The organism is Sodalis sp. RH21, assembly GCF_047324175.1.
Classification (GTDB): domain Bacteria; phylum Pseudomonadota; class Gammaproteobacteria; order Enterobacterales; family Enterobacteriaceae; genus Acerihabitans.
Window position 1 is genome coordinate 5,328,657 of sequence record NZ_CP178732.1, and the last position, 15,682, is coordinate 5,344,338.

General features: G+C 50.2%; 11 protein-coding genes, 1 tRNA gene and 1 pseudogene. 3 read left to right on the forward strand and 10 right to left on the reverse strand.

The features are described from left to right. Nucleotides 1-34 precede the first annotated feature (34 nt). The 10 genes and pseudogenes from ACL2XP_RS24650 to ACL2XP_RS24695 form a co-directional block, all read right to left on the reverse strand. Nucleotides 35-2,098, reverse strand: a complete 2,064-nt coding sequence (locus tag ACL2XP_RS24650; protein ID WP_413736023.1) for an AIPR family protein — start codon at nt 2,096-2,098, stop codon at nt 35-37. Further along, entirely contained in the window at nt 2,091-3,059 is a 969-nt protein-coding gene (locus tag ACL2XP_RS24655) for a PD-(D/E)XK motif protein (protein ID WP_413736026.1), read from the reverse strand. Before ACL2XP_RS24655 ends, ACL2XP_RS24650 begins: the two co-directional genes overlap by 8 nt. Then, nucleotides 3,052-5,808 (reverse strand): Z1 domain-containing protein, encoded by a 2,757-nt coding sequence (locus ACL2XP_RS24660; RefSeq protein WP_413736027.1) that lies wholly within the window; start codon nt 5,806-5,808, stop codon nt 3,052-3,054. The genes ACL2XP_RS24655 and ACL2XP_RS24660 overlap by 8 nt, the downstream gene beginning before the upstream one ends. Continuing rightward, on the reverse strand, nt 5,798-6,844 hold the full coding sequence (locus ACL2XP_RS24665) for a hypothetical protein (protein ID WP_413736029.1): 1,047 nt from the start codon (nt 6,842-6,844) through the stop codon (nt 5,798-5,800). Before ACL2XP_RS24665 ends, ACL2XP_RS24660 begins: the two co-directional genes overlap by 11 nt. Nucleotides 6,845-6,873: 29 nt before the next feature. Continuing rightward, the gene (locus tag ACL2XP_RS24670) at nt 6,874-8,076 is read right to left on the reverse strand and encodes an IS256 family transposase (RefSeq protein ID WP_413734178.1); all 1,203 of its coding nucleotides are present in this window, start codon (nt 8,074-8,076) and stop codon (nt 6,874-6,876) included. Between the two features lie 46 nt (nt 8,077-8,122). Continuing rightward, a complete protein-coding gene (locus ACL2XP_RS24675; RefSeq protein WP_413736030.1) occupies nt 8,123-8,587 on the reverse strand; it encodes an ATP-binding protein in 465 nt (154 codons plus the stop codon). Nucleotides 8,588-8,879: 292 nt separating this feature from the next. Next, nucleotides 8,880-10,141 (reverse strand): annotated as a pseudogene (locus ACL2XP_RS24680) (tyrosine-type recombinase/integrase). A 203-nt stretch (nt 10,142-10,344) separates the two neighbouring features. After that, nucleotides 10,345-10,429, reverse strand: a tRNA-Leu gene (locus ACL2XP_RS24685). Between the two features lie 166 nt (nt 10,430-10,595). Further along, nucleotides 10,596-11,387, reverse strand: a complete 792-nt coding sequence (gene nei, locus ACL2XP_RS24690; protein WP_413736031.1) for an endonuclease VIII — start codon at nt 11,385-11,387, stop codon at nt 10,596-10,598. Between the two features lie 22 nt (nt 11,388-11,409). Beyond that, nucleotides 11,410-12,324, reverse strand: coding sequence for a LysR family transcriptional regulator (locus tag ACL2XP_RS24695; protein WP_413739283.1), 915 nt, complete (start codon nt 12,322-12,324; stop codon nt 11,410-11,412). A gap of 79 nt (nt 12,325-12,403) precedes the next feature. Here ACL2XP_RS24695 and ACL2XP_RS24700 point away from each other — a divergent pair, with 79 nt between their 5' ends. The 3 genes from ACL2XP_RS24700 to ACL2XP_RS24710 all read left to right on the forward strand — a co-directional run bounded on the left by ACL2XP_RS24700 (nt 12,404) and on the right by ACL2XP_RS24710 (nt 15,615). After that, nucleotides 12,404-13,459, forward strand: coding sequence for an MBL fold metallo-hydrolase (locus tag ACL2XP_RS24700; protein ID WP_413736032.1), 1,056 nt, complete (start codon nt 12,404-12,406; stop codon nt 13,457-13,459). 226 nt (nt 13,460-13,685) lie between these two features. Then, a complete protein-coding gene (locus tag ACL2XP_RS24705) occupies nt 13,686-14,207 on the forward strand; it encodes a DUF2501 domain-containing protein (protein ID WP_413736034.1) in 522 nt (173 codons plus the stop codon). A gap of 508 nt (nt 14,208-14,715) precedes the next feature. After that, nucleotides 14,716-15,615 (forward strand): LysR family transcriptional regulator, encoded by a 900-nt coding sequence (locus tag ACL2XP_RS24710; protein WP_413736035.1) that lies wholly within the window; start codon nt 14,716-14,718, stop codon nt 15,613-15,615. The last annotated feature ends 67 nt before the right edge of the window (nt 15,616-15,682 follow it).

Genomic DNA, 15,682 nt, shown 5'->3' on the forward strand with positions numbered 1-15,682 from the left:
CAAACAGCTTGCAATAGCCATAACTAATCAAAACTTAGTATTCGATCTCGAGCCTCTCCAACAAGTACTTCAGAGCGGTCTTCTCTGCCTTGGAGAGATTCAGATTACCAGCAGCAACCTTGGTCAATGCACTCATATTCTTTGGAGATGCAGCCCCGTTCTTGTTGGCCAGAACGATGATGTCATTCGCTCGAGGTACCAGACTTAATAACTTGATGTCGAAGTCAACCTCAAGGTACCTAGTTGTTTCACGACTACTCTGTCGTGTTTCGTCGTTGTAGTCCTCAATGGAAACTCCGAACTGAAGAATAGCTTCATTAGGTATGCCAATCTTACCTTTAACATGCAACTCCCAACAAAAATCTCGTTTGGCAAATTCCGATATGTTCCTAACGTTGTCCGGTGGCGATCTCAGAATGTCTGCAACCAAATGGGCTTCATCAAGCATCCAGCCAAGCAACGACGCCGGAACACTCTGCTCCCGCCATATACGATCTAGGTCTATCTGCTGACTACCCGCTCGAAATCCGTCCGCACAAGCGGCAATCGTATATGTGACTATTTGAGCTTTGTAGCCTCTGTCCGTTTGATACCACGGCGACTTCTGAACTGCTTCATCAAGATTAATGAATAGTAATGCCTTAGCCATGGCCCTACGAAACCAAGTTTCACTGAGCGTGGTATAATCTTTAAGCCTCGAGAGTACTGATGTCGTATAGCGGTTGAAACATTTCTGGGCACCTTCACTAACGTGATGTGGGCGCCCATCAAAAGACAGCTCATACTTAGCTAGATCCGTCTTTGTCACAAGTCTTGTCTTAGGATACATCAACTCAAGCTTGTTGCGTTCAGACTTAGTCTTGTAGGCGAAGAGATTCTTATATTGACCTCTCGCACGCTCATAGAACCACTTGCTAGTGTGAAGCTCGCCTACTTTCTGTGGTACGGACACTTCTTTGGAAAAACGCTCAATGCGGATTTGTACCGGGCTATTGGAGGCAAGATCAGCCAGCGAAACCTTGTTTTGCGTGTTGGCGTACTCGGAAATTCGAGGAACGATATCAGCTAGGCTAAATTCGTCGACTACGGAGAGTTTTACCTGAACGTACACATGATCAAGCTTCCTGCCTAAACCATCACGAGCATAAAGCAAGGATGCAGTGGTTTGTCCCCCATTCACAATCTGGAATTCCTTGATATGAGATATAGCCAACGCACCATTGGAAAGTTTTCGTGTCTGCACAGAAGACGCTGTAGCAGTGACACCGTTATTGTAGGCAAAGAACATTCCTGGTTCTTCCGCAATAGTGCGCAGGATACCTTTGTTAACACCAGTCTTTGCTTGCAGATAAGTTCTGACGTTCTGTTCGAGCAAGCGATTTCCAAATGCCGCAAAAACCTCGGCCAACACCGAACCTGGGATCGCAAAAAGATAACTCTGATAGCTATCCGCCCCAACTGAAGCAGGTAAGCATTCGATAGCACCATCGAAATCCTTATCGAAATCGATTTCGACAGGCTCCCCACCAGTTGAGGAAATCCTGGAGTAGCGTTCCAGGTCGAGTACATTAATATGCATGGTCACGCCATGGAGATCTCTCGTTTCAAAGATGCTCTTGCGGACTCGTAGATGACCGTTAGTAAAAAAAATCACACGAAGTCGCCTGATCCTAGTACTGTATTGCTGAATCAGTACAGCGAGCTGATAGGCAGGACTGGCTTCTTCCAAGCTATCAAGAAATTTTCGACTAGTTGCAACATTGAAGAAACGCTCAACACCATCGACAGCCCGATCTATGTCTCTGCTGTTGATCGCGGGCAGTTCTTCAACTTGCCGGTAATCACAAACTGCCAAGTAGAGATCTCCAGACTCACTGTTTTCCCCTTCCAGTATATCCAGTGCATATCCATCGACACGGTAGCCTCCCTGCCCTTCTCTGAGGACCGGGCAGTACTCCAAATCTGGTGTATCTCCATTCTCTGCAGCAAGCACTGAATAGATTCGGAAAAACTCCGTAATCTGGAGTTCATGGTCCGCGATGCTACCGATACGAACCTCTTCAAGCAGATGCAAATATTCTTCCTGAAGTTCAACCATTGATCAGGGCCTCTAATTCCGAATGTGCTATCAGGAAATCATTTATCGTTTCGCTTGCAATCTCATACCTGACCTTAGTAATTCCAAGGGGGACTTTGCTTGGTACCAGGCGCGGAAATCCTTCTGCAACTCGGTAAATACTTAATCCTTCAAGCTTGAACGTCTCGTGAGTGTAACCAGCTTCTTGATCGTAGCCTGCAACGATCAATTTACGCTGAAACTCCATATACCCATGATTGTTGGTTGCTAACCTAGAGGAAACGGCCAAAGACAAGGACGACAGACTTACCCCTTCATCAGATGGACAGAAACGATTGACTGCAATGAATAGATTACGACCGTCCCAGTCCAACTGATCTAGCGAGGAGATTTTCAGGGATTGGCGCTGGGTCGAAAGCTGTGCTTTCACTTCGATGCGTACATTGTTCAAACCAATATCATTGGTGTCGCCATCTGGCCCACGCCATCCACGGACAGCCAATGGAGCATCGACACCACACTCATCGATAGCCCACACCAACATACTCAGCTCACCAAGAAGGCCCAACCTCTCCTTGAACGAGAGTTCGTGCATACGTCGACGACGCAGCAATTCTGCCCAGCGAATAAGCCTGTTCACAAATATTTGAATCGCACTTCCTGCAGTTTCCGCCACAGCGGAAGCTTCGGCGAGATCGCTACAGATAATTGAAAAGAGGTCAGTTAGCCCTCGATCTGTCAATCGTAAAGTCAAGCAATGAATACTGTGATCATCTACCAGATGGACAACCATATTCTCGAATATGGGGATCTCGTCCGCATCGAAGTCCGCCGTAGAAGATTCTAACGTGAACTCGCGTTCTCCCACTGGTGAAAAGCCAATAAAAAGATCAAGTTGGTGATCAGGACAGACACGAAAGCGTCCTGCACTGTGGCCACGTCCTGATATTTCATCCCATTTGCCGGTGAAGTCACTACTCATCAAAGATCTCCTCATCGCTCTGGGCTTCTTCCAGCTGTTGCTTCAAAAGCTGGGCCATTCGGACAGAAATAGCATATTCACGTTGTATTGGTTGAACGCTTGTATCAGGGAAGGCCAAACTCAATGTCACCACGGGCAAGTCGCTCTTGAACTTGAGTGATTTGCCCTTAGTTCGCGCAGGATCAAGAATGAAATCGAACAAATGAATTATAAGAAGAGGACGCTTCCTAGCAAGCAGACACGCCTTCTCGGCACGGATCTTCGAGTCTTCTTTTCTAATTTGTTTGATTTTAGCTTCCAGACTTTCCCCTCTCTCACCATACTTGAGATCAGTTGGTGCTTTGTCTGCAACTATATTTTTCTCGGTGACTTTTACTACATCAGGGTCATCTGATTTTGGAACCCCAGTATGGCGCTCACGACAGAAGATACGCTCAGCCCCCTTAATGCCTAGGTCTTGAGGAAACTTGAACGAGCCTTTTCTTCTAAAAGGAATCGCTATATCCCAAGAGGCTAACTCACCAGCAGCTCGATCAGAAATATAATCCAAAGCTAAACTTCTTTCTTCATTATTACCTAAAGCAAACTCGAGTTGAGGCAGCTTGAATTTTTGAAGAAACTCTTTCACGACAGTAACGCTTATATCAGACCAGACAAACGCTGATTCATCGTTCACACATTTACCAGAGAATTCTGAATTAAGTTTTGCCACAAGAGAAGCGACCGCATCGAGATGTTTGCGATTAATATCTGCTCTATTGAACAACTCGTATGCTTGAAGATGGCGAGCTGACAGATCCAAGGCTATCAGAAGTGGCTTTGCTGCTCGCATCTTGTTCGCCGCAGTGATGGCGATACCTGTAGGGCTCTGACGGACTTTGAGACCAAATTGATCTGGTGTGAGCCCCATTTTTTCCATTCGCACAAGGTCATCTCGCAACTCCTCAACCGAGTCGCTGACCTCACGAAAATCTCCGAGCATATCCGTCGTTGCATGGATACGACAGAGTTTTTCGTATCCGGGACGGTAACCAAACCATCGTCCCATCTGAAGTAGGGTATCAGCGGCACCGACATTACGAAGAACATATGAGACCGAAAGCCCTTCTAAGGTAAGCCCACGCGAGAGTGCTAATCCCCCGATAGTAATGACATGAAGACCAGAATCAGGCGCTTTATCATAATCCAATCCACCTCCACGCATATTGACCAGACGAACCTCGATAGATGAGATTGCCCGCTTTAGAACTGTCCTTACTTCATCCCAAGAAAATTCGGAATATATCTCATATTCTTTACGCCAAACCTCGAACAAGCGGCTTAGAACTTCGGAGCGTTCCCAAGTTGGGCTCGCGGCCCATACATCAACAGTAGCCTTCATTTCTTGGATCAGACGATAGATTGCGTCGTGAACCTGTTGCTGAATTGCATTAAACCTGCTGACATTTACAAGCATAGACGAATGACGCCCCCCTTCACCGGCAAGTGTTCGGAGACATCTGAAAAGTGCATATTCGAAAACCGCATCTTTGAGACTTTGCGGCAACTCTGTGACTAGATCTCCTGACTTATGCTTGAGCGGCAACAGATCCTGATAGTCATCAGGGATAGGTCTTACACAGATCTTGTAAAACTCACCGTTTTCGGAAAACAGTTTGTCTGCACCAATGTAGTTTCCTGGCGGTTCTAATGACTTGATGAAATGTTCAGGAAAGAGATCGTTCTTAAGCATTTCATCATTTGTATCAGGGTCGATGAAAATATTCGCAAACGGTGTCGCTGTATACCCAACGTATGACGAACGTCGAGAACAATCTAATAGCTCACGGATGCGTGCATTGATTTTCGTTGTGGCATTAGGATTTTTTGCAGTATTGATAGAAGCATTATCGGCCTCATCGTCAATCAATAGCATAGGCCCCTCAAGCTGACTACCTTGACGAAGCCCTCTAAGCCAAATAGCAAGTTGCTCAAGTACCTGATCATGCTTTTTCGTCACAAACAGTATAGGATCTGCAAAATTCCCTTCTGCGGCACCTATTCCGGTAGCTTTCCCAACATTGAAATCGGAAGCCTGTGTTGTTCCACAATATGGATGCCGAATATCAGGATTTTCACCTTCTATCCCCTTAAAAACATGGGAGACAGGGTAAATAACCGACGCCACTGAGTCCCCAAGGGAGGACTTACCCACAAAACTCTGATCAAGCCTTACTTGGGTTTGATATCTAAGTGAATTAGTGAGCCCGGCTAGAACAATAATGACGCGGTAGCCTGCATCTGCAGCCTTGGCAATGAGTGCTGAATAATTTGTCGTTTTACCGGACTGCACATGTCCCATAACAAGACCGCGACGACACCATGATTTGTTCTCATGAGGATCTCCTAGATAACCAACGATTTCATCTGTTACGCTATCGACTGATCCAACAACCTGAACAGGGAGGATTGAGTGATCCAACCAATATTTTTGTAATCGCCGCCAGAAGTAGAAATTTATCTCTCCCTTACGTTGCCGATACCACTCTTCGAAGTCTGTTTTTAATACGTGGCCATCACCTTGGTTAGTTCCATAAAAAGTCTCAAGATGCCGAGTCAACCGGTCGGCCAACTCCTTCTCAAGGATCTTAGAAATTCCCGATTTTTCTTTAACATGATTTTCAAGAAATCCTTTAGGAACAGGAAAACGTCCCTTTATAGATTTGTCGATCTCCGTACGAAGAAAACTAAGAGCAGCTTCAAAATCCACTTTTCATCCCCCATTTTTTGACAGTATTTTTTCGGACATAGCTTTGTGTGTATGTCCATTGGCTGGCGAAGGGTTCTACATTCCTTATAAAATCAAGAAAATCATCAACTTCAAGCGGTCCATCAGTACCTTGAAGGAAATTTATAACACACTGATTAATAAGAGAATCGAATTCCTCGGTTGAGGTCGGACATTGATTAACGCCAGACCCGCTCGCATCAGCAAGAAATCTATCTGTTGGAAAGTAAGACTCCAATAGTCGAAGTACAGCGTCAGCATTGCCGGACATAGACTCCATATTCAATAAACTCGCCACTATCGGGTGATCTCGATTTACTCGATAAAATATCTGACCATGCTTGACATATCTGAACCAGACAGAATGAACTTCGGGCAAGTCAAGCAATACCCCTTTCTTACGATGTACCGAGAATGAGCGCAAGTTGAAGCGTTTGACTATATCTTGAAGACGACGCTTGAGAGCAATCGGAAGCTGAGCATTGGATTTATCTACTGTGATTCGCCACTCAGCATCGACATTGTTTGGGAGATCAACCCTGATCCTAGTCAACTGAGAGAGTTCACCATGAGGAACCAATCGGAACCAAGTACCGAAAATGATCAGCCGCTTGTTCCGATATACATAGAATCCCTGATTACGGACCATTCCCTCAGGGCCCCCAAGTTGTTCCTGTTCTTCAACTGTTAGCTTTGAAAAATGTGGTAAAACATAGGGTTGAATGCTAATTATTGATCCATTTGCCGTCTTAATAATCTCGGCATCCAAAGTCTGCGTCGCATTGTGTGCAGTCATAAACGGATCAATTGGGCGAAGTTGACGGTCGTTCACCATGATTATCAATCGCCTATGTGTATCCCCTGCTAGATAGCGATGAAATACCAATGAAAGCCGCTGATTGGAATGTGCAATAGCAGAAGTAAGTGAATCATCGAAAGAGGAAGTAGCGTCACTATCAAGCACACGATCAGAACGGGTCCATATCACTTCTGTACCTGATTGAGATTCGGGGAGCATTCATAATTCTGTGTCACGTTAAAAAATCACTACAACGTAATCACTTTATCGAGGCGACCCTCAAAATAAATCGCCAACTGGGACAATGTCAAATTCCAGCTCTGTATCGGCATTGTCCATTTTTCCTGTGCGTTCATTAACCCCAAATAAAGCAACTTCAACAGACTGTTTTCATTAGGGAATGCGCCTTTGGTTTTCGTCAGCTTTCTGAACTGACGGTGCACCGATTCAATTGCGTTTGTCGTGTATATCACCTTGCGGATCGTCGCCGGATACCGGAAGTAATGCGACAGATTATCCCATTTCCTTCGCCACGACTGGAGCACCACCGGGTACTGCTGACCCCATTTCGCCTCCAGCTCATCCAGCGCCGTTTCTGCCGCCTCCTTTGATACCGCCCGATACACCGGCTTCAGGTCAGCCATAAACGCCTTATGATGTTTTGATGCGACGTATTTTATCGAGTTACGGATCTGATGGATAACGCAGAGCTGGACTTCGGTATCCGGGTAAATGCTGTTTATCGCTTCCGGGAACCCCGTCAGGCCATCCACACAGGCAATCAGAATATCGTCCACGCCACGGTTTTGCAGATCGGTCAGCACCGATAGCCAGAAATTAGCGCCTTCATTTTCAGACAGATACAGGCCCAGGATCTCTTTTTTGCCTTCCAGATTCAGCGCGAGAACCGTGTAAACCGCTTTGCTTTGATAACGTCCGTCTTCGCGGATTTTATAGTGGATCGCATCCAGCCAGACGAAGGGGTATACCGCCTCCAGTGGGCGCTGTTGCCATTGTTTTAACTCAGGAATAACTTTATCGGTGACAGCACTAATCGTGGCGCTGGATACGCTAAAAGCGTATAAATCTTCGATTTCCTGGCTGATATCTTTGTAGCTCATGCCGAGTGCGAACATGCGGATGATCTTGCGTTCGATCTCATCGGACAGCGTGGTCTGATGCTTCTTCACCAGTTGAGGTTCAAAAGAGCCGTTACGGTCGCGGGGAGTGGCGAGTTCAAAAGCACCGGTTGGCGATTTAACTGTCTTTTTGGTCGAACCGTTTTTACGGTTAGCGGCAATATCCTGAGCGAGATGAGAATCCAGCTCAGCAGCCAGCGCTGCTTCCGTTAACTGTTTGATTAATGGAGTTAATATTCCATCTTTTCCCGTTAGGGCTTGGCCATCCTGAAGTGCTTTCAGGGCTTTATCAAAATCGAAGGGCTGGGACATGTATCATTCCTTTTTGTCGGTATTTTACTGGAATGACACAGAATTTCTAACACTCCCGAGATTCGCGGGGTCTAGTCAGCAGACTTTCTGCTTTATCTCCTTCCATAACCTCCATTGCCCAATCGTCAATGTCATCAATATCCCATCGTGCAGCATTGATGACCCCACTACACCAAGATACCACCGTGAGCACCCGTGCCTGAGAAAGAGAGGCTGATTTCAGTCCCCAACCGAACCTTCCAAGATCATCGGGGTCCCGCACATCCTGCGGATTGGAACTTGCTGGACGCATGGCTATCTTCAGGGTCTCTAGGTCCATACCCGTCCCATCATCTCGAATCCTGACGACAACATCACTCTTCTCTGGCACAAAATTGATGTATACCCGAGTGGCCTTGGCCTTGATGCTGTTATCAATCAGATCGGCAAGAGCCGCCGCTAGATCGTAGTTGCCAAAACATCGAGCGGTCTCCATCAGGTCTTGTGCCTGGGGCGGATTAGATATCCTCAATTCCCTCTCCTCCCCCATTCAATGGGGTAACAAACCACAGGAAACTTATTCAAAGAAGTAATTTGGTAACGATCACTTCAGGCCGGTGATTGTCACTTCAGATAAATAAGCGTTGTAGTGGTCAATCAATTCCAGATAGTAATTTAAGCCGATCTCCGGCTACCGATATTTCACTGATGCAGTTCAAATAGCAAATATCTCTTCTGAACTCGATACATGCCGTGTTATAGCCTACGCTTGTGCAGAATATCACTCATCATGTAGCGAAATCTCTAGCTAATAGCCTTTTCATTTAGTCAGAACGCAACTTTCCAAAATCATACGGACTCACCGCCCCCTCCCGATTTGCATCCAGAAAATCGGCCCACCACTGCACCATCAACCTCCGCTCATCCAAATGCTGAGCCTTGTGGATGTACGCCGCACGCACGCTGTTGCGCTCCTGATGGCTCATCTGCCGCTCTACACCATCTCTTGACCACAATCCTGACTCGATTAAAGAGCTACAGGCCATTGTTCTGAAACCATGACCACATACCTCAACCTGCGTATCGTAGCCCATGACGCGCAGCGCTTTATTAACCGTATTCTCACTCATCGGCTTTGAAGGGTTATGGTCGCCGATAAAGATCAGCTCACGATTGCCGCTGATTTGCTTTATCTGTTCCAATATAGCGAGAGCCTGACGGCTCAACGGCACTAGATGCGGTGTATGCATCTTGGAACCACGATGGGAATGCTTAACACCTTCCAGTGGTTCACGTTCTGCCGGTATAGTCCACATTGCCCGGTCAAAATCAATTTCGGGCCAACGGGCAAAACGCAATTCACTGGAGCGGATAAACACCAGTAAAGTCATCTTCACCGCCAGCATCGTTAGCTTTCTGCCGGTATAACTATCAATATGCTGAAGTAGTTCCGAGATACGATTCAGCTCCAGTGCCGGACGATGCTGCCTCTTACCTGACGCAATTGCGCCTGCCATATCCTGCGCCGGGTTGTAGTCGATGAGTCCGCTCTGAACCGCATAGCGCATTATGGCCGTGGAACGCTGTTGCAAACGCGCAGCCACCTCAAGTCGTCCAGACGTTTCTACAGCTTTTATCGGTGCAAGCAGATCGCGAGTCTTCAGATCGGCAATGTTCCGTTTGCCAATTGCTTGAAAGAGGTTGTCTTCTAGGCTTTTTAGTACGCGGGCTGAATGGGATTCAGACCAGTTGCGGTTTGCAGCATGCCAATCTCTGGCAACAAACTCGAAGGTGTATACCTCTTCTGTTGTCCTTCTTTAACTGCCTTTTTCTGCTCGCGGGGATCGATACCGTCAGCAACCATTTTTCTTGCAGCATCACGTTTTTGCCGGGCCTCGGCAAGAGAAACTTCAGGATAGACCCCTAGCGCCAACAAATGCTGTTTGCCGCCAAAGCGAAAACGCAGCCGCCAATATTTGGAGCCGTTGGGATGGACCAGCAGAAACATGCCGTTCCCGTCCGTCAGTTTGTACTCTTTGTTGTCTTCCGCCTTTGCAGAACGCACTTTTACATCGGTAAGAGCCATGATGCATGTCCATAAGCTGAGTGAGCGCTATGAGGATACAAACGTTATCGAACCAAGATATACCCTCAGTTATATACTCACAAGCAGGTTGATGTGGGTTGAATCTGGTTGACGTCGATTGACTGAAAAAGCGCGGAAAGCCTTGCGGGGACTGGATTTTAGGCATAAAAAAAGACGTCCGTTGACGTCTGTTTATGTACTAATGGTGCCGAAGGCCGGAATCGAACCGGCATGCCCGAAGGCGGTTGATTTTGAATCAACTGCGTCTACCGATTTCGCCACTTCGGCACTGAAGTTAGTATACGGAAAACGAGGTGCATTATACCTTTAACCCATGCCGGCGCAATACTAATCAGCGGCGCATCGGTCTGACTGCTGAAAAAATGCCCTTTCTGCCCAACGCACCCACCGCTGTAAATGACCAAGCGGCTCCTAATGCACCCAACCAGCCGCTCTACGCCTGGCACCCTGGGCACCAGTAAAACGGCCGCGAGGTGAAAGTACCCTTCTCGATCACGCCGCCGCAGCGCTCGCATGGCTTGCCCGCCCGATGGAATACCCGAAAGCGGAATATCGCGCCGTGGTGCTTATTCTCCGCTGGCCGGCCGCGGGTGGTATACGAAAGCCGGGGGATCTCCAGTATCGCTTCGCACAGTATCCGCAGTTGCGCCGGGGTGAGATCCCGGGCTTTATGGTGCGGCAGCAGTTGCGCCTGCCAGAGGATTTCTACCCGCAGGTAGTTGCCCAGGCCGGCGATAAAGGATTGATCCAGCAGCAGGCTGCCCAGTTGGCGGCCGCTAAAACGCGGCGAACCGAGGCGTTCGATGACCTCGTCCACCGTGAGCGCCATATCCAGGGCATCTGGGCCGATGCGCAGCAAAAACGGGTGCGCTGCCAGCTCGCCGGCGTTGAGGATTTTGATCTCCGAGGCGCTGTAGAGCAGGATGGCATGCTCGGCGTTTTCCAGCCGTACGCGCAGATCCCGTTTGGTGACCGGCGTTTCCCCGGCGTTGACCACGCGCCAGACGCCGTACAGCTGGTTATGGCTATAGAGCACCAGGCCGTTGGTAAACCAGGTCAGCAGGGCTTTGCCCCGGGTGTCGATTTTTTCAATGCGCTGGCCGATAAGCCCGGCCGCAAAGGGCCTTAGCGTATCGAAAGCAAACCAGGCCTGGGTAATTTCCCGGCCGGCCATGGCCGCCATCAGGGTGTCGGCCGCCCGTCTGATTTCCGGTCCTTCCGGCATAATTCCTCCCGCTACAGTGTTATCAGGATAGCACCGCGGTTATCTGTTGCGCCAGCCAGCGGCGCGCGGGGTCGCCGTCCAGGCGCTGGTGCCATAGCAACGACAATCCGAAGCTGGGCAAGCTGAACGGCAGCGGACTGCTGCGCAGGCCGAAATTTTTCGCCCAGTCGCCCGCCAGCATCGCCGGCACGGTGGTCAGCGCGGGGGTGCGCTGCAGGATGCCCGGCAGGGATGAGAAGTGCGGCGTGGTGTAGCGGATATGGCGCCGCATGCCGCGCTGCTCCAGCATATCGTCGATGGCGCTATGGGCGCGGGAGCGGTAGGTCACCAGCAGGTGGTCGTAGCGCTGGTATTCCGCCAGGGTCAGCGGACCGGGCAGCGGCAGTTGCAGCGGATGCCACAGGACCAGGAATCCCTGGGTCAGCAGGGGGCTGCGCCGCAGCCAGGAGGCCGGCGCGGCGGAAACCGAAAGCGCCATATCCACCTTGCCGTGCTCCAGCAGTTCGTTGTCCTGATAGGGATTGGTGGCCAGGATATTGATACGCATACGGGGCGCGCTATCCTGCAGGCGCGCCAGCAGCGGCGGCATCAGGCAAATCTCCACCCAGTCCGCCATGCCCAGGGTGAACTGGCGCTGGCTGAGCCGGGGATCGAAATCCGGCGTGTGGAACAGGGTGGACTGGATCTGCTCCAGCAGCGGGGCGAGGCGCTGGGCCAGGTAGTCCGCGCGGCTGGTGGGCTGCATGCCCTGCGCCGAGCGCACAAACAGGCTGTCGCCAAACAGTTCCCGCAGGCGCGCCAGCGCGCTGCTTACGGCGGGCTGGCCGAGAAACAGCTTTTGCGCGGCGACCGACACGCTTTTTTCCCGGTATAGCACCAGGAAGGTCACCAGCAAGTTGAGGTCGATGCCCCGGAAATCATTTTCATTGATATTCATCATTACTCCAATCAATTGGAATAATAATAGCGCCAATTCAATACTATCCCCAATAAATAACCATTTGAAAGGGAATATCATGAGATCTATTTTTTCCGCCAATTTTTCCACCGCCTGGTCTGCAAAACCAGTCGCGGCAATGCTGCTGGCGCTGGCCATAAGTCCGGCCTTTGCCCAAGGAGACTTAGCCCCCGCACCTGCGCCGGTGCCGATGCTCAAAACCCAGGCGCCGGGTTATTACCGCATGATGCTGGGTAAATTCGAGATTACCGCCATCTCCGACGGTACGGTGACGATTCCGCTGGATAAGCTGCTGACCAATATCCCGCAGCCGGAGCTGCGCGAGCGGCTGGCGCAAAATCATTTGAGTACCCAGGTGGAAACGTCGATCAATGCTTTTGTGATTAACACCGGGACGCGGCTGATTTTGGTGGATACCGGCTCCGGCCCGCTGTTTGGCAAAGACGGCGGCCGTCTGCTGGATAACCTGCGCGCGGCCGGCTATCCGCCGGAAAAAATCGATACCGTGCTGCTGACCCATATCCATGCGGATCATTCCGGCGGCCTGGTGCATAACGGCCGGCCGGCGCTGCCCAACGCCACGGTATATGTTAACCGGCGCGATGCGGATTTTTGGCTGAACCCGGCCAATATCACCCAGGTGCGCGACAGTGAAAAACATACTTTTGCGGAGTCGGAGTCGTCGTTGCGCCCGGTGATTAATGCCGGCCGCCTGAAAACCTTCTCCGGGGAAACCGAGCTGTTTCCCGGCGTGCGGGCGCTGCCGGACCCCGGCCATACCCCCGGCCATACGCTGTATATGATCGACAGCGACGGGCAAAAGCTGCTGCTGTGGGGCGATACCATTCATGCCGAAGCGGCGCAGTTCGCCCGGCCGGCGACCACCATCACCTTCGACTGGAACAGCGAGCAGGCGGCTGCGGCCCGGTCCAGGGTGTTGGCGGACGCCGCCCGTAACGGGTATTGGATTGGCGCGGCGCATATCTCGTTTCCGGGCCTGGGGCATGTGGCCGTCCTGCCGGCGGCGGGCAAGGGGAAACCCGCCTACCGCTGGATACCCGCCAACTATAGTTTGGCGGGGCTGAGTTTGGCGGGGCTGAACCTGGGGAATTGAGTTTGGCGCCGCCGCGTTAATCCGCCGGCCATGCTGCGCGCATAAGATGCGGCGCCTGGGCCATCATGGGCGACAGAATTGTCCTAAAATACGCCGGCGCGGACGGTTTATCCCGCCGGCGCTCTGACGCACGGGTAATTGTCCGGCATACTGGCCATAGAAAATGGCCGGCGGGGGAACCCGCGCCGCGCCATATTTGCCCAATCGCTACAGGAGCTATTTTATTATGACCCCCTCGCAACGTCTGTTCGTGGCGCTGACCGTCTCCGCCACTATGACCTCCGGCCTGGCCCACGCGGCCGGCAATTGGATGGACTCGGTAAACAGCGTGGCCAATGAACTGAATAAATCGGCCAATACCACCAGCACCACCGGTACGGCCAGCGCCACCGGCAGCAACGCCAGTTCGCTGACCGCCTTGACCGGCCTGCTTAACGGCGGCAACAGCGCCCTGAGCGCCAATACCATGACCAATGCCGCCGGGGTGCTGCAATACTGCGTTAAAAACAACCTTTTATCCAGCACCGGCACCGCCACTCTTAAAGATCAGATGCTCAGCAAGCTGGGCATTACCAGCACCGCCAACGCCAAAAGCGAAGACTACCAGGAAGGACTGGGCGGCCTGCTGAATACCGGCCAGGGCAATCAGCTTAACCTCAGCGATCTGAGCAACTCGCAGCTGGGCCAGAAGGTGAAAACCAAAGCCTGCAATTTGGTGCTCAAGCAGGGTAAAAACTTTATCATGTAATCCTGGATGTCCCTGCGCCGTGCGCAGGGATACCGCCCGCTTATTCATCCCCCCTTCATGGCCAGACCGGTTCATAACATAGTGTCCATATTCAACGTAAGGGATATCCATAGCACTTATGTGCGTATTTTTTTATGTTTCTCCCTGCGCTTCGGTTATTATGAAATTATCCTTCAAACAGTATACATAATATTATTACCATGCTATTTACACTCAATTAACTATATTATGCAGCGTATCAAAAATAGCCAACCATGCCAGTGATAGCGCCCTTTCGCGGTCAATTTATTGCCTGCCGCATTGTCCCACCGCTGCGCACCGGTTATTTTCGCCTTGTCATTCTTGAAAAATAAAAGATAAAATCATTAGTCACTAAAAGCAGTAAGGTAATAGTTCCCTTGCTATTGATATATTGGAGTAGTAGAAGCCGGATTATAATTTCATTTGCCTTTATATCCGTTACCTAATGGATATCCCTCAAACCAGCGTTCTAGATTATGACTATTATATGAATAATTTTGATTTTAATTTATTGGTTGTACTGAATGCGCTGCTAGAAGATTGTAGCGTTAATCTGGCGGCCAGGAAACTGAACGTCACCGCGCCCGCCATCAGCAAGTCGCTGAACAAAATCCGCGGGCTGTTTAACGATCCAATTCTGGTCCGCAGCGGCACGAAACTGATACCGACGCCAAAAGCTATCGCGCTTAAGGAGGACGTGCGGCAATTGGTTAACCGCATTGAATCGATGCTCAATACCAATATGGCGTTTGAACCCCATACCACCACCGTTTCTTTTACCATCGCGGCGAACGCCACGATCGTGTTTACCCTTAACGCGCGCTTGTTTAGCGAAATACAGCACCGCGCACCCAATGTGTTTATTAATATGGTGCATGACTCGGAATTCGATGACGATTTTTTGCGGTCTAATGATATCGACCTTTATATTGGCGAAATGCGCGACCTGAACCCGGAAATCACCATCCGCACCATTCATTCCGCCAAATGTTATTTTATGTGCCGCTGCGGCCACCCCATTATTTGTGGGGATAAAAACGTCGATAACCTGCTGAAGTATCATTTTGTCCAGACCAAGGAAAAATACCCGGCCGGGTCGGACGAAGCGATGAAGTATTTCTGGTCGGCGCGTCACGTGATGGGCACCACGCCGGGGTATATGGCCACCATGAATGCCATCACCCATTCAGATGCGCTGGCCATCGTGCCGGATTTTGTGGTGAATAACCTGCGCAAGCTCAATATCGCGGTGGAGTTTTTCAGCGCCGATTTCGACCTGGGCAAACGCAGCATCATCCAGGCGTGGCATTCCAAGCACAACCATTCGCCCTGCCATAAGTGGCTGCGCGACCTGACCAAAGTGATGTTCGTCGAGAGTGTTAAATGATTAATCCGCCGCCGCGGCGACGGAAACAAACCTGAAGGTCGATGCAATGGGACCGACGCCAGTCACA

Bases quoted from the DNA above. Each gene is read 5' to 3' on its own strand.
- ACL2XP_RS24710 (WP_413736035.1), top strand. From the start codon at position 14,716: ATGAATAATTTTGATTTTAATTTATTGGTTGTACTGAATGCGCTGCTA.
- ACL2XP_RS24695 (WP_413739283.1), bottom strand. From the start codon at position 12,324: ATGAATATCAATGAAAATGATTTCCGGGGCATCGACCTCAACTTGCTG.
- ACL2XP_RS24665 (WP_413736029.1), bottom strand. From the start codon at position 6,844: ATGCTCCCCGAATCTCAATCAGGTACAGAAGTGATATGGACCCGTTCT.
- ACL2XP_RS24670 (WP_413734178.1), bottom strand. From the start codon at position 8,076: ATGTCCCAGCCCTTCGATTTTGATAAAGCCCTGAAAGCACTTCAGGAT.
- ACL2XP_RS24705 (WP_413736034.1), top strand. From the start codon at position 13,686: ATGACCCCCTCGCAACGTCTGTTCGTGGCGCTGACCGTCTCCGCCACT.
- nei (WP_413736031.1), bottom strand. From the start codon at position 11,387: ATGCCGGAAGGACCGGAAATCAGACGGGCGGCCGACACCCTGATGGCG.
- ACL2XP_RS24655 (WP_413736026.1), bottom strand. From the start codon at position 3,059: ATGAGTAGTGACTTCACCGGCAAATGGGATGAAATATCAGGACGTGGC.
- ACL2XP_RS24700 (WP_413736032.1), top strand. From the start codon at position 12,404: ATGAGATCTATTTTTTCCGCCAATTTTTCCACCGCCTGGTCTGCAAAA.
- ACL2XP_RS24650 (WP_413736023.1), bottom strand. From the start codon at position 2,098: ATGGTTGAACTTCAGGAAGAATATTTGCATCTGCTTGAAGAGGTTCGT.